We start from the raw sequence: 13,623 nt of genomic DNA on the forward strand, positions 1-13,623 counted from the left end.
TTCCGAGGAGCGTTGAATTTTAATGAGTTCTGTTGCGACCGACTCCGAGATGAAGCTCGCCGTTCTGGAGGAGCTGCACCGCGCCTTCGACAGCGGGCTGGACGGCGCCAGCGAACGGCAGCGCGGCCTGCTCTCCTATCTCGTGACGGAGGAGCTCGAGGGTCGCGGCGAGCGGATCAAGGCCTATTCCGTCGCAACGGAAGTCTTTGGCCGCCCGAAGGATTTCGACCCGCAGACGGACAGCATCGTGCGCGTCGAGGTGGGGCGGCTGCGCCAGGCGTTGGAGCGCTATTATTTGACCGAAGGCAAGGAAGCCTCGATCGTCATCTCGATCCCGAAGGGCCAGTACCGCCCCGTTTTCACGCGCGCCGAGGCCCCCGCCGAGCCCGCTACGATCGTCGAAATCCCTGCGCCGAAGCGCAAGCTCGGCTTGGCTGCGTTGTTCACAGGATTAACCTTTGCTTGCGCCGTTGCGGGAGTCGCGGCCTGGAAATTCACGGTTTCGACGCCCCCCGCAACACAGGCCGCATCCGGGGCGCGCAGTCCCATCGTCGCCATCGCCCCGTTCGAGTTTCATTCGGACAAGGAGGGGCAGGATTTCGTCGCGGGCGGCCTCCAGGCGGACCTCGCCGACACGCTTTCCGATTATCAGTGGCTGACGGTCATTCCTCTGAACGAGGAGACCGGCGCCGGCGCGCCGCAGGATGGCGCGAAGCCCGACTACATCGTCCGCGCCTCGCTGCGGCTGATCGGCGATCAGGTGAAGGCGACGGTGCTGCTGCTCGACGCCCGCTCGGGCGCGGCGCGCTGGACGAACCGCTACGAGATGCGCCTCTCCGCCGGGGACGTCATGGCGATGCAGCGCGATCTCGTGGCCAGGATCGGCCGGGACGTCGGCAATCCTTTCGGCATCGTCGCCGACATCGCCCGCGCCCAGGAAGACACGGTCCAGGCCGCCAGCGACGAGGCGCTCTCCTGCCAGCTACGCGCCTTCCATTACTGGAAGACCTTCAAGTCGCTGGATTACGCCCCGGCCTGGCGCTGCTTCGCCGCCGCCGAGGCGCGCGGGCCTCTCGACGCGCAGACGCTCGCCATCGGCGCCCTGCTCTCGCTCGATCCGCTCAATTTCCGGCTGACCGACCGCACGCTCGCGGAAGCGCGGGCTCAGGCGATCGTCATGGCGGGGCGCGCGGCGCAAATGAACGAGACGGACTTCCTCACCCGCGTCGCCAGTTACGCGAGCGCGCTGTGCGGCGGCGACCTCGAGACATTCCGCCTCCAGGCCAGGGAGACGATCGAGCGTTTTCCCAATAACCCTCTCGGTTTGGCGGATGTCGGGGCGCGGTTCATTCTGGGCTCGGGCGATTACGCCGAAGGGATCGCCCTGATTCAGAAAGCGCGCGCCATCGCCGCGGATCTCACCCCGGTCGACACGATCGCCGTGGCCGTGGAGGCCCTGCGCAGCGGCGTTTATGAAGACCGCCCCAGATTGCGCCGGGCGGCGTCGCACACCGATTCGGCGATCGTGCTGGTCGTCGAGCTGGCGCTGGCGGCCGCGAGGGGCGATCATGAGCGTGTGGCGACCGTCCGCCGCCGACTGGCCGAGATCGGTTTTCCCGACCAGAAAAATATCGGCGAGGCGCTCGACTCGACTTGCTGGTCGCAAAATGTCCGCGACCTCGTGAAATCAAAGGTGACGCTGGCTTTTAACGAAGCGCGCGCCCAATAGAGCGAATCCCGCCGCCCGCCTATTGCCTCCGGGGCCGGGCGCGTCCACTCTCGCTGCAGCGCAGCGCAAAATGAGACCTTCCGTGGCCGACGAGTTGCCCCCCTTCAGCAGCGGCGAACGCCGCTTCAACGCCCTCTTCATCGAAATGTCGATCCGGCTCTTCGTGATCGGCTTCCTCGCCTACTGGACCTTCGTGATCATCGCGCCGTTCGGGGCGATGATCGTCTGGAGCGTCGTCGTCGCCGTCGCGCTCTACCCGCTGCTCGACAGGCTCGCAGCGCTGCTGGGCGGGCGGGCGACCATTGCGGCCGTCCTCATCACCGTCGCCGCCCTGGCCCTCGTCATCGGTCCGATGACCTGGATGGGCCTCGGCTTCGTCGATCCGGTGAAGGGCGTCATCGCCGGCTTTGAAAACGGCGACATCACCATCCCGCCGCCCCCCGCCAATGTGAAGGACTGGCCGCTGATCGGGGCGCAGATCTATTCCTATTGGGAGCTCGCCTCCACCAATCTGCGCAGCGCGCTGACGCAGATCCTGCCGCAGCTCAAGCCCGTGGGGGAATATCTGCTCGGCATGGTGCGCAACGCCGGCGTCGGGACGCTGAAATTCCTGCTCTCGGTGATCCTCTCCGGCTTCCTGCTCGCCTATGCGCAGCAGCTCCTCGTCGGCATGCGGGCGCTGGCGCGCCGGATCGATCCGAGCAATGGCGAGAAATATCTCAACCTCTCGGGCGCCACGATCAACGCCGTCTCGCGCGGCGTGATGGGCCTTTCGATCATGCAGGCGGTGATCGGCGGCGTGGGCATGTATCTCGCCGAGGTCCCCGGCGCGAATCTCCTGACCATCGCCATCCTGGTCCTGGGCATCGTCCAGATCGGGCCGCTGCTGGTCGTCGCTCCGGTCGTCTTCTGGGCCTGGACGACCCTCTCGACGCCCGCCGCCATCGGGCTGACGATCTGCATGCTGACCGTGAATTACATGGACAACGTACTGAAACCATTCATCTTCGCGCATGGCCTCTCAACGCCGATCCCGGTGATCTTCATCGGCGTGATCGGGGGCGTGCTGGCGCATGGCGTCGCTGGCCTCTTCGTCGGTCCGGTCGTGCTCGCCGTCGTCTGGGAGCTGGCGACCGCCTGGATCGCCGACGAAATGACGGAGAAGGCCGAGGTTGAGGCGGCCGAGAAGGAGGCGCTCGAGCAGATTGCGCCGCCCGTGGAGCCCCTTACCATCCCCGCAGAGCGTTGAGCACTTTGAGGCTCGCGCGGCCGTTGCGGGGCAGGCCGACGCGGCCCTGATAGTCGGCGATGGCTTCCTTGCTCTTGGTCCCGATCACGCCGTCGGGATCGCCGACGTCATAGCCGGCACGGATCAGCAGCGACTGTAGCTCGCGGCGCTCGGCGCGGGAGAGCCCCGGATCATCCGTTGGCCAGGGCGTCTGGATGCCCGGACGCCCGCGCAGGCGGTCCGACAGCACGCAGATGGCGAGCGCATAGGACTCGGCGGCGTTGTAAGCGTAGATGGCGTCGAAATTCTTGGTCACGAGGAAAGCCGGGCCGTTCTTGCCCGCCGGCAGCATCAGACCCGCCGAGCCGCCCCCGAGCCCGCCGCCGTCGAGCCGCGTGATCCCGAGCGACTCCCAATGCGACATGGGCTGTTTGCGCGTGCGGCCGGAGGGGCCGTTATAGCCCTCGGGCAGCCGCACTTCGAAACCCCAGGTCTCGCCGGAGCGCCAGCCGCTCTTGCGCAGATAATTCGCCGTCGAGCCGAGCGAGTCCGCGGCGGAGCTTGCAATATTGCGCCGCCCGTCGCCGTCGAGATCGACCGCCGTGCCGAGGAAGGTCGAGGGCATGAACTGCGTATGGCCGAAGGCGCCGGCCCAGGAGCCCAGCATTTCGTCCCTGGCGACGTCGCCGCTGTCGAGGATCTTCAGCGCGGCGATGAACTCCTTGCGCCAATAGTCGTTGCGGCGCGGGGCCTCGCAGGCGAGCGTTGCGAGCGACTGCGGGACATAGCGCTTGCCGAAGCTCTTGCCGAAATCGCTTTCGACGCCCCAGACGGCGACCACGGTCGCGGGATCGACGCCGTAATGCGACTGCGCCGCATGCAGCGCGCTCCCATATTTGTGCATCATCGCGCGCCCTTCCTCGACGCGCTCCTCGTCGACGAGGCCGGCGACGTAGTCCCAGACGGGCGTCGTGAATTCGGGCTGCTTGTCCATGAAGGACACGGCGTCGTTCGGCTCCATGCCGTCCGTCGCCGCGGCGATGGTCTGCTGGCTCACGCCCGCCCCCGCCGCTGCATGACGCAGGCCGCCGAGGCAGGAGGACCAATCCGCATGAGCGGGATTTGCGAGGAGGAGAAGCGCGGCCGCAGCCAGCGCGAACTGATTCGCCTTCATTCCGGGAGGGTAGCGCAGAAAGGCCCCTTTTTCAGTAAAGGAAGGCCAAGAGCTGAAACATCCGACAAAGGCGCAAAAAAGGCGCTCCCGCGGGCGCGCCCGCAGGAACGTCGTTAAAATCGGGAGGAATCACACCGGGCGGTTGGCGTTGCGATTACGCACGGGCCCCATGCGCTCGACGCCCTGCGCATAGCTGATGACGTCGAACTTCGCGTTGAAGCCCAGCGCCGCGTCGGCGACGGCGTCGGTCTTGCCGGCGGTCGACAGTTTCTTCAGGTCGCCCTTGTCGAGATAGAGCAGTTCGAGAAGCTCGTTATAGACCGTCGCCTCGTCGATCGGCAGGACGTTGAAGGTGACGCCATCGATCTCGACCTCATATTTCGAGAGCAAGTCGATATTGTTGCAGAAGATGAAATACTTCCCGTCCGGCGAGAAGAGGCCCTTCGTCACATTGGCGAGATCCGTCAGCCATTCGAAGGAATGAAGGTAACAGGCGAAGAACGGAATTGTCGGTTCTCCGACATTCGCGATCGCAATCACCTGATCGACGGAACGCTCCGGCGGACGCTTCTCGTCGGCGAGCGTCTCCTGGAAGATGAGCGCCAATTCGCCACGAAATCCAAAGCGTCCGGGCTTTTCCGTCGGGCCCTTGAGCACCGCGTTGAGGAGGCGGCCCTGCTCTTCGAGCGTCTTGAAGGCGGTGTCGGCAATGCTGGTCATGTGGTCACTCTTCGCCGTTTGGAATTGGATCGGCGAAAATCGAGCAACCGACATGCCATCGTGAAAAAGACAATGCGCCGGCCGCCTGTGGCGGACCGACGCATGTGATTTTTCCGGGGGAGGCTTACTGGCAGATGCGGCGTGGTTGCGAGCCGATTTCGACGCCATATTCGTCGAAGATCGGACGGCGCTCGACCCAGCAATGCGGCGGGGGCGGCGGCGGGGGCGCGTAATAGACCGGCGGCGGGGCCGGCTGGGCAAGTGCGCCGCCGGCGATGGCGCCGAGCGCGAAGCCGCCAATGCCGGCCGCGATGGCCGGCCCGGCCGAATCGGCCTGCGCGGGCGCGGCCGAGAGCGTCAGGGCCCCGATCGCCGAAGCGGCGAGGATCGTGGCGAGGATTTTTCTCATCTCAACTCTCCAGAAGGGCGATGCGGCGGGTGAAAGCCTCACGACATCGGGACGTTAACCGTCAGAGAGTCGATGAAGCGTAAATGAACGGCGAAAACTTGACGCGCCCGCCGCTCACAAGGGTCAGATCGCAGAGAGTTTCGCTTTCTGCATCGCCTTGGCGCCGGAGCCCGCCGAAGGCTTGCCGGCGTTCATCGCGGGATCCTTGAGGTTTTCCCAGCCGCCCTTGGGCGGGAGAACGTCATTGGCCTCGCGACGCGGCTCCCTGGGCTTGAAGCCCGCCGCAAGAGACTTCGCCGTCGAGAGATCCTTGGTGTCGAGCCGCGCCGCGACCTCGTCCCGCTTCTTGGCGGCGTCGGCGTCGCCCTGATCGGCGGCGGCGGCGAACCAGAGATAGGACTGGGTCATGCTCTGCGTGACGCCGAGACCGCGGGCGTAGAGGATCGCCAGATTGTACTGGCTGTCGCGCACGCCATACTCGGCGGCCTTGCGGAACCATTCGGACGCCGCCGCATAATCCGGCTTGCCGCCGTCGCCGCCTTCAGCGAGCAGCACGGCGAGATTGTGCATGGCGCGGGCGTTCCCGGCGTCGGCCGCCGACTGGTAATATTTCTTCGCGCGGCTGTAGTCGCGCTCGACGCCGACGCCCTTCTCGTAGAACGAGCCGAGGCGATATTGCGCGGGCGCGAGGCCCTGCGCCGCCGCCTTCTCGAACCATTGCGCCGCCGTCTTGGCGTCGCGCGCGACGCCGCGGCCGTCGGCGAAGCGCACGGCGAGTTCGTATTGGGCAGCCGAGTCGCCCTGCTGGGCGAGCGACTTGATGACGCCGATGGCGTCGGGGGCCGACAGCGGATTGAGGCCGCCGATCGAACCGACGGGCATGGTGTCGACCGGCGCGTTGTCGGTGCGCGGCGCGATCATGCGCGGCGGCGACGCGCCGACGCCGCCGGGGCTCATCATGCCGGGCGCCGTGCGCGGCGCTTCGGGGGCGAGGGACGGCGGGCGGACGATGCGCACCGGCTCGGCCGGCGCGGAGGAAACCGGCGGCGTCGGCTGGGCCGGCGTCGCTGCGACCGGCGCGGGCGCAGGGGCGGCAGGCGTCGCCGCCGGCGCTGCGGCGCGAGCGGGAGCCGCCGGGGCGGGCGCGGCTTCCTTCGGCGCGGCCTCGGGGGCGTCGGCCGTCGCGGCCGGAGCGGCGTCCGTATCCGCTGGCGCGGCTTCGGTGACCTGATGGTCCTGGTGCTCGGCGCCGCGGCCCTGCAAGGCCATGCGCGTCATGCCGAAGGCGCCGGCGAGCAGAACCACGCCGGCGAGGCCCAGCAGCAGCGGCCGCTTGCGGTCTTCGAGCGTGGAGGCGAGGCTGGCCGCCGGCTTGCGCGCGCCGGCGGCGTCGGAACGGGGGGCGTTCCGGCGGGCCTGCTGCGCCTTCTCGGCGGCTTCGGCGTCCATGGCCGCCTGCTGGGCGGCGCGGCGCGCGGCGGCGATGAAGTCCGTCTGCACCGCGTCATTGCGCGGCGCCTCGGCGGCGGGCGCGAAGCCCGGCTCGCGGCGCTGCGGGCGCGGCCCGCCCGGCGGCACGAGGAAATCGACCAGATCGTCGTCGCCGTCCGCAGCGACCGGGGGCGCGCGGCGCGGCTCGACGGCGGGCTCGGGCGCGCGCAGGGCCTGCGGCGCGTCATCGATGCGGCGCGCGAGCGCGGGCTCGACGGCCGAGACAGCCGGGGCGGCGACTGCGGCGCTGCGGATTTCGGTCAGCTCGTCCTCGAACACGGCGAGACGGTCGACGACGCGCTCCAGTGTCTCGTGCACGGCGAGCAGCGTCTCATGGGTGCGCTGGCCGCTCTCGTCCTGGATATTGCGAATGTCGATGAGCTCGCGCTCCAGCGCCTCGCGCAGCGCGCCGGGGACCGGGTTCGCCTGACGGAGAATGTCCTGCGTCGCGCGGCGCACGGCTTCTTCGGCCGCGAGCGTCGTCGCCGCCTTCGTCTCCTCCATCTGCGAAACGAGCGCGGCGATGCGGGACTCGACGCCCGCGAGCGCGGCGCCGTTCTGATCGTTGCGGTCGAGCCGCTGCGAGAGCGCGCCGATCTGCGCCTCCAGCGCCCGCAGCGCCTCGGAGTCGGCGCGCGGATCGAGCGCCTGATTCATGCGCGCCGCGAGCTGCTCGACGAGAGCGGCGAGATCGTTCTGCCGCGCCTCGACGCGGTAGCCTTCATCGGCGCGCTGCGACAGCGCGGCCTGCATTCTTTCGAGCCGCGTCGCGATGTCTTCGAGCTGCGGATGATGCTGCGGCTCGGCGAGCATGGCGCCGAGGCGGGAATTGGCGCTCGCGTCTTCAAGGCGGTCGACCTTGTAGAAGAGCGCCTCGAGCTGGTTCTGGATTGCGCCGAGATCGGGCGCCTTCGATGGGGCGGCCAGCGCGGCTTCGACCTTCTGGTCGAGCCCGCGCACGATCTCCTCTATGAAACGGACGTCCGAAGCGGGAGCCGCGGCGGCGCCCTGGTCGAGACGCTGCGCGAGCGTCTCGCGCACGAAATCGATGCGCTGGGCGAGTTCCGCGAACTGGCGGTCGGCGACCGGCCGCTGCAGCATGGCCTCGATGCGCGCGATCGAGTCCGCGGCGATTGGATCGTTGATGCGGTTTTCGAGCCGCTCGATCTTGCGACCGATCTCCTCGACGCCCGGCGTCGGATCGGAGAGGCGTGTCTCCAGCCGCTCGATCTTGCGGCCGATTTCCTCGAAGCCCGGATTGTGCGGACGGTCGTCGAGCGCGGAGTCGATCTTGAGGGCGAGGCTGGCGATGAGCTGTTCGAGCGAGGCGGTGTCGACGGGCTTCTGCGCGACGGCGCTGTCCTCGATGCGGCGCGACAGCGTGCGCCCGAGTTCGTCGATGCGCTCGCCGAGCTCGTCGAAGCGCTTGGCCCCGGCGCTTAGAACGGCCTCGTCCAGCTTCGTCGCGACCTGCTCCAGACGGCGGTTGAACGTGTCGATGCCCGCGTTGGTTTCGGCGGCGACGATGGTCCGAATGGAGCGGGCCAGCTCGCCCATGTCGAGCGCCGCGGCGGCCTTGGCGGCGCCGACGCCCGCATGGGCGAGCGCGTCGACGCGCTGGGTGAGATCGAAGAGGCGCGTCTCGATCTTTTCGATCGGCAGCGGGCGGGAGGCGAGCGCAGAGAGTTGCTCGCGGATTTCCCGCGTCTGCGCCGAAAGCTGCCGGATGGCCGCGGCGTCGGCGGCGCTGGGCTGCTGCATGGCGTCGAGGCGACGGCCGATGGTCTGCACGTCGGCGTGCAGATTGCGGACGATCGGGCTTGGATCGAGGTCGCGAATGACGGCGCGGAGTTCTCCGGCGATGCGCTCGGCGGGGGCGAGGAGATCGTCGGAAACGCCGCGATGGCGCTGCATGTCGACGCGATGGGCGAGATCCCGCAGGGCCGTCTCGATGGCCGCGACAGAGGCGCGCGGGGCGAGATCGCCGATGGCGCGGGACATGTCTTCGACCTCGCGGCGCAGGCCCTCGATCTGGCGCATGACGACCATCTGCTGGTCGGCGCGCTCGCCGGCGTCCTGACGCACGGTGTCGAGCTGCTGCGTGAGCGTATCCAGCGACGCGTGGAGCGCGGCGAAACGCTGGGCCGGCGGCTGGCCCTCCCAAAGATCCGGCGCCGGGACCGCAAGGGCGGGCGAAACGGGCGCGGGGGTGTCGTCGAGCGCGCGCTGGCGCTGGGTGATTTCTGCGATGGCGTCGACGAGCGGACGGCGCGTCAGCGGCTCGGCGCGGCGCAGGCCCTGCTCCAGCGCGGCCGGGCTCGGTCCCGCAAGGTCGACGCTCGGCGCCGGGACGACGGGCGCGGCTTTCGGGGCGCGCGCGTCGCCGTCGAGGCGGCTGGCGATTTCCGAGAGGCGGCGATCGAGGCTCGACAGCGCCTGTTCGAAATCGGGGCCGCGCTCGCTGGTGGACAGGCGGTCGAGGCGCGACTCGAGGCGCGCGAGGGCGGTGCGGATCGGCTTCACGGCGCCGCTCGCCGCGGGCTGCTCGGCGAGGCGGGATTCGATGCGGCCGAGACGTTCGGCGAGAAAGGCGAGGCCCTCCTCCGCCGTCTCGCGGCGGCGCTGGCCGTCTTCCAAAAGGCCGGCGAGATTGTCGAGCGCGCGCGCCGTATGGCGCTCGCTTTGCTCGGCGCGCTGGGCGAAGGCGGCGACGGCGCGCTTGACGGCGTCGCCTTCGCCGCGGCGCTGGCCGCGTTTGATGAGATCGGCGAGATTTTCGAAGGCGCGGGCGGTGTGGCGCTCGCTCTCGGCCACGCGGCGCTCCACGATGGCGGCGGCGTCGGCGACGATCGCCTTGGGATCGACGCGGGCTTCGTCGCGCCAGCGGCGACGGCCGGGCTCGGGCTCGCGGCGCTGGCGGGCGGGCTCGGCGCGCGCCTCGACGTCGCGCTTCTCGGCGTCGCGCCGGCTGCGCGGCGCGCGCTCGAGATCCTCGTCCTCGTCGTCGAAACGGTCGTCGCGCTCGCGGCGGGCGGCGGCGCGCATGTCGTCGGCGTCGTCGCGCCAGCGGCGCGGCTGGCGGTAATCCTCTTCCTCGCGGCGCGGGTTTTCGCGCCCCCCCGCAGGCCGCGCGAGGCGGCGCGCCACGGCGTCGAGACGGTCGTCGTCCTCGCGCTCGACCTCTTCCTCTTCGCGATCGAAGTCCCGGATCGCATCGTCGAGCCAATCGCCGAGGCTTTTCCCGGACCGGCGCGCCTCCGAGCGGGCGGATTCGCGCATCTCTTGATCGTTACCCCGGGATTTGCGGGAGAGAGCCTTGGTCATGTCTGTGTCCGGCGGATCCGACTTGCGGATAGCTCGAGAGAAACTGGGGGAACCGACTCTGGGACCGCGCGAATCGCGCTATACTCCGGGAGCCTTGGCGCCCTTGACGCGACTTTCCGTCAATCAAGGTAAATAACAGGTTAAGTTTCGAGTTTAGTGAACGCCTTTCATTCACGATTTGGCGAAATCCGACGCTACTCTGGCGAATCGTTTCGCTCGAAGGAGAACATTGATCGCAACGACCCTTCAAGGTCGTTTTGAGCCGCGTTCACGCCCCTATTGCGCCGACTCGCGCCCCTCTCTACCTAAGACGCGAAGGACGCCGCTCCTGCCCGCCTCTCGAAGCGGGCGCGATTTCATGGAGACCTCGATGCCGAGCTACAGAGCGCCTGTCGACGACACGCTGTTCCTCCTCAACGACGTGTTGCAATTGCAGCGCTTCGGCAATCTGAAGGGCTTCGCCGACATCTCCCCCGACGTGACCGCTCAGATTCTCCTCGAGGCCGGCAAGGTCTGCGAGGAGGCGCTCGCGCCGCTCAACCAGTCCGGCGACGCAAATGGCTGCAAACGCAACGCCGACGCCTCCGTCACCGCGCCGGCCGGCTTCAAGGCGGCCTATCAGGCCTATGCCGGCGGCGGCTGGATCAGCCTGCCCGTGCCCGAGGAATATGGCGGCCAGGGCCTGCCCTATACGCTCTCCATGGCGATGAACGAATTCGCCTCCTCCGCCAACATGGCCTTCGCCATGTATCCGGGCCTGACGCAGGGGGCGCTGGCGGCGCTGCTGACTCACGGCTCCGAGGAGCAAAAGCAGCTTTACGTGCCGAAGATGGCCGAAGGCCGCTGGACGGGCACGATGAACCTCACCGAGCCGCAATGCGGCACGGATCTCGGCCTCCTCACCACGAAAGCCGTTCCGCGCGGGGACGGGACCTATTCCATCACCGGCCAGAAGATCTTCATCTCGGCCGGCGAGCACGACCTCGCCGAGAACATCGTGCATCTCGTGCTGGCCCGCATCGAGGGCGCGCCCGCGGGCGTGAAGGGCATCTCGCTCTTCATCGTGCCGAAGATCGTTCCCAAACCCGACGGTTCGCTCGGCGCGCGCAACGCCGTCTCCTGCGGCTCCATCGAAGAGAAGATGGGCATCCACGGCAACGCGACCTGCGTGATGAACTACGACGGCGCGCAGGGCTTCCTGATCGGCGAGGAGAATCGCGGCCTCAACGCCATGTTCGTGATGATGAACGAGGCGCGGCTCGGCGTCGCGGTCCAGGGCCTCGCGCAATCCGAGGTCGCCTATCAGAACGCGGTGGCCTACGCCAAGGACCGCCTGCAGGGCCGCGCGCTCACGGGGCCGAAATATCCTGAGAAGAAGGCCGATCCGATCATCGTGCATCCGGACATTCGCCGGATGCTGCTCGAGATCAGGGCCTTCAACGAGGCGGCGCGCGGCCTCGCGCTCGCCGCCGCGCTCGACAGCGACATCGCGCATCGCTCGGACGACCCGGCGGCGCGGCAGGCGGCGGAGGATCGGCTCGGCCTGATGACGCCCGTGCTGAAGGGCATGTTCACCGATCTCGGCTTCGACAACGCCGTGAAGGCGCAGCAGGTCTTTGGCGGCCACGGCTATATTCGCGAATGGGGCATGGAGCAGTTCGTGCGCGACGCCCGCATCGCGATGATCTATGAGGGCGCCAACGGCATTCAGGCGCTCGACCTCGTCGGCCGCAAGCTGCCGCGCGAAGGCGGCCGCGCCATCATGGCCTTCTTCAAGGAAGGCGCGGAACTGCTGGGCGGCCACAGCGCCAACGAGGCGATGAAGCCATTCGTCGCGCCGGCCCAAGCGGCGCTCGCCGACCTTCAGAAAGCCTCGATGTGGCTCATGCAGAACGCCATGGCGAAGCCCGACAACGCCGGCGCCGCGTCCTATGACTATATGCATCTCCTGGGTCGCGTCGCGCTCGCCTTGATGTGGGTGAAGATCGCGGCCGCGGCTCTGGAGAAGAAGACGCGCGAACCGGAGACGGCGGCGCTGATGGACGCCAAGCTGACGACCGCGCGTTTCTACATGGAGCGCATGCTGCCCGAAACCGGCCTGCGCCTCGCACGCATCGTCACCGGCGCCGACACGATGATGTCGCTTGCGCCGGAGATGTTCTAGCGCCCTCACCCTACCCCGCCATGCGGGGCCGTCCTCTCCCGCGAACGGGCGAGGGAAAAGACGAAAACACGAGGAAACGTCATGGCCGAAGCCTTTATTTACGACGCCGTCCGCACGCCGCGCGGCCGCGGCAAGCCGGACGGTTCGCTGCATGAGGTCTCCTCGCTCGGCCTCGCCAATACGGCGCTGACCGCCATTCGCGAGCGCAACAATCTCAAGGGCCCGGAAGTCGACGACGTCATTCTCGGCTGCGTCGATCCCGTCGGCGAAGCGGGGGGCGACATTGCGCGCGCTTCCGCCATCGCCTCGGGCTATTCGTACAAAGTGCCCGGCGTGCAGATCAACCGCTTCTGCGCCTCCGGCCTCGACGCGGTGAATTTCGCGGCGGCCGAGATCATGTCGGGCCAGCACGAACTCGCCATCGGCGGCGGCGTCGAGAGCATGAGCCGCGTCGGCATCGGCGCCTCGGGCGGCGCCTGGCCGGTGGACCCGACCATCGCTATCCCCTCCTATTTCATGCCGCAGGGCGTCTCCGCCGATCTCATCGCGACGAAATACGGCTTCTCGCGCGACGATGTGGACGCGTTCGCGGTGGAGTCGCAGAAGCGCGCCTCGCAGGCGTGGGCGGAGGGCCGCTTCAAGAAATCGGTCGTGCCCGTGAAGGACGTGAACGACATCACGATCCTCGACCGCGACGAGCATGTGCGGCCCGACACCAACATGCAGGCGCTGGCGAGCCTGAAGCCTTCCTTCGCCTTCTTCGCCGAGCAGGGCGGCTTCGACGCGGTGGCGATCCAGGCCTATCCGGCGATCGAGAAACTGAACCACGTGCATCACGCCGGCAATTCGTCGGGCATCGTGGACGGCGCGGCGGCCGTGCTCGTCGGCTCGAAGGAAGCGGGCGAGAAACTGGGCCTGAAACCCCGCGCCCGCATCCGCGCCTTCGCCAATATCGGCTCCGAGCCCGCCATCATGCTGACCGGCCCGGTGGACGTGACGAAGAAGGTGCTCGCCCGCTCCGGCATGTCGATCTCGGACATCGACCTCTTCGAAGTGAACGAGGCTTTCGCGGCGGTCGTGCTGCGCTATCTCCAGGCCTTCGACCTCGATCCCGCCAAGGTGAACGTCAATGGCGGCGCCATCGCCATGGGCCATCCGCTCGGCGCGACGGGCGCGATGCTCGTGGGCATCGCGGTGGACGAATTGGAGCGCAGCGGCAAATCGACCGCGCTCGTGACGCTCTGCATCGGCGCCGGCATGGGCACGGCGACGATTATCGAACGGGTGTGATTCAGGCCCCCTCCCCACCCCTCCCCCGCAAGCGGGAGAGGGAGCACGGCGCCGCCTTCATCGAGACTGTCGATCGCGAGCGTCCCCTCTCCCG

8 protein-coding genes are annotated in these 13,623 nt (G+C 68.2%); 4 read left to right on the forward strand and 4 right to left on the reverse strand.

Features of this window, described 5'->3' with window-relative positions; all coding sequences use genetic code 11:
• Positions 1–22: 22 nt before the first annotated feature.
• Both ACPFMJ_RS09465 and ACPFMJ_RS09470 read left to right on the forward strand, forming a co-directional pair.
• Positions 23–1,729 (forward strand): hypothetical protein, encoded by a 1,707-nt coding sequence (locus tag ACPFMJ_RS09465; RefSeq protein WP_424363539.1) that lies wholly within the window; start codon positions 23–25, stop codon positions 1,727–1,729.
• A gap of 70 nt (positions 1,730–1,799) precedes the next feature.
• Positions 1,800–2,978, forward strand: a complete 1,179-nt coding sequence (locus ACPFMJ_RS09470) for an AI-2E family transporter (RefSeq protein ID WP_424363540.1) — start codon at positions 1,800–1,802, stop codon at positions 2,976–2,978.
• On the opposite strand, the gene ACPFMJ_RS09475 is transcribed toward ACPFMJ_RS09470, so the two are convergent.
• The 4 genes from ACPFMJ_RS09475 to ACPFMJ_RS09490 form a co-directional block, all read right to left on the reverse strand.
• Positions 2,956–4,131, reverse strand: coding sequence for a lytic murein transglycosylase (locus ACPFMJ_RS09475; protein ID WP_424363541.1), 1,176 nt, complete (start codon positions 4,129–4,131; stop codon positions 2,956–2,958). The genes ACPFMJ_RS09470 and ACPFMJ_RS09475 overlap by 23 nt on opposite strands.
• Before the next feature lie 129 nt (positions 4,132–4,260).
• On the reverse strand, positions 4,261–4,851 hold the full coding sequence (locus ACPFMJ_RS09480) for a hypothetical protein (RefSeq protein WP_424363542.1): 591 nt from the start codon (positions 4,849–4,851) through the stop codon (positions 4,261–4,263).
• A gap of 124 nt (positions 4,852–4,975) precedes the next feature.
• Positions 4,976–5,260 (reverse strand): hypothetical protein, encoded by a 285-nt coding sequence (locus ACPFMJ_RS09485; RefSeq protein ID WP_424363543.1) that lies wholly within the window; start codon positions 5,258–5,260, stop codon positions 4,976–4,978.
• Positions 5,261–5,383: 123 nt separating this feature from the next.
• The gene (locus ACPFMJ_RS09490) at positions 5,384–10,075 is read right to left on the reverse strand and encodes a peptidoglycan-binding protein (protein ID WP_424363544.1); all 4,692 of its coding nucleotides are present in this window, start codon (positions 10,073–10,075) and stop codon (positions 5,384–5,386) included.
• Between the two features lie 370 nt (positions 10,076–10,445).
• Between ACPFMJ_RS09490 and ACPFMJ_RS09495 the strand changes: the two genes are divergently transcribed.
• Positions 10,446–12,239: an acyl-CoA dehydrogenase C-terminal domain-containing protein gene (locus ACPFMJ_RS09495; RefSeq protein ID WP_424363545.1), complete on the forward strand. Its 1,794-nt coding sequence runs from the start codon at positions 10,446–10,448 to the stop codon at positions 12,237–12,239.
• A gap of 81 nt (positions 12,240–12,320) precedes the next feature.
• Positions 12,321–13,529: an acetyl-CoA C-acetyltransferase gene (locus tag ACPFMJ_RS09500; RefSeq protein WP_424363546.1), complete on the forward strand. Its 1,209-nt coding sequence runs from the start codon at positions 12,321–12,323 to the stop codon at positions 13,527–13,529.
• Positions 13,530–13,623 lie beyond the last annotated feature (94 nt).

This window comes from Methylocystis parvus (assembly GCF_049675845.1).
In the GTDB taxonomy this organism is placed as follows: Bacteria; Pseudomonadota; Alphaproteobacteria; order Rhizobiales; family Beijerinckiaceae; genus Methylocystis; species Methylocystis parvus_A.

Coding starts and splice junctions, on each gene's coding strand:
- ACPFMJ_RS09465 (WP_424363539.1), top strand. CDS start 23: ATGAGTTCTGTTGCGACCGACTCCGAGATGAAGCTCGCCGTTCTGGAG.
- ACPFMJ_RS09495 (WP_424363545.1), top strand. CDS start 10,446: ATGCCGAGCTACAGAGCGCCTGTCGACGACACGCTGTTCCTCCTCAAC.
- ACPFMJ_RS09470 (WP_424363540.1), top strand. CDS start 1,800: ATGAGACCTTCCGTGGCCGACGAGTTGCCCCCCTTCAGCAGCGGCGAA.
- ACPFMJ_RS09485 (WP_424363543.1), bottom strand. CDS start 5,260: ATGAGAAAAATCCTCGCCACGATCCTCGCCGCTTCGGCGATCGGGGCC.
- ACPFMJ_RS09475 (WP_424363541.1), bottom strand. CDS start 4,131: ATGAAGGCGAATCAGTTCGCGCTGGCTGCGGCCGCGCTTCTCCTCCTC.
- ACPFMJ_RS09480 (WP_424363542.1), bottom strand. CDS start 4,851: ATGACCAGCATTGCCGACACCGCCTTCAAGACGCTCGAAGAGCAGGGC.
- ACPFMJ_RS09490 (WP_424363544.1), bottom strand. CDS start 10,075: ATGACCAAGGCTCTCTCCCGCAAATCCCGGGGTAACGATCAAGAGATG.
- ACPFMJ_RS09500 (WP_424363546.1), top strand. CDS start 12,321: ATGGCCGAAGCCTTTATTTACGACGCCGTCCGCACGCCGCGCGGCCGC.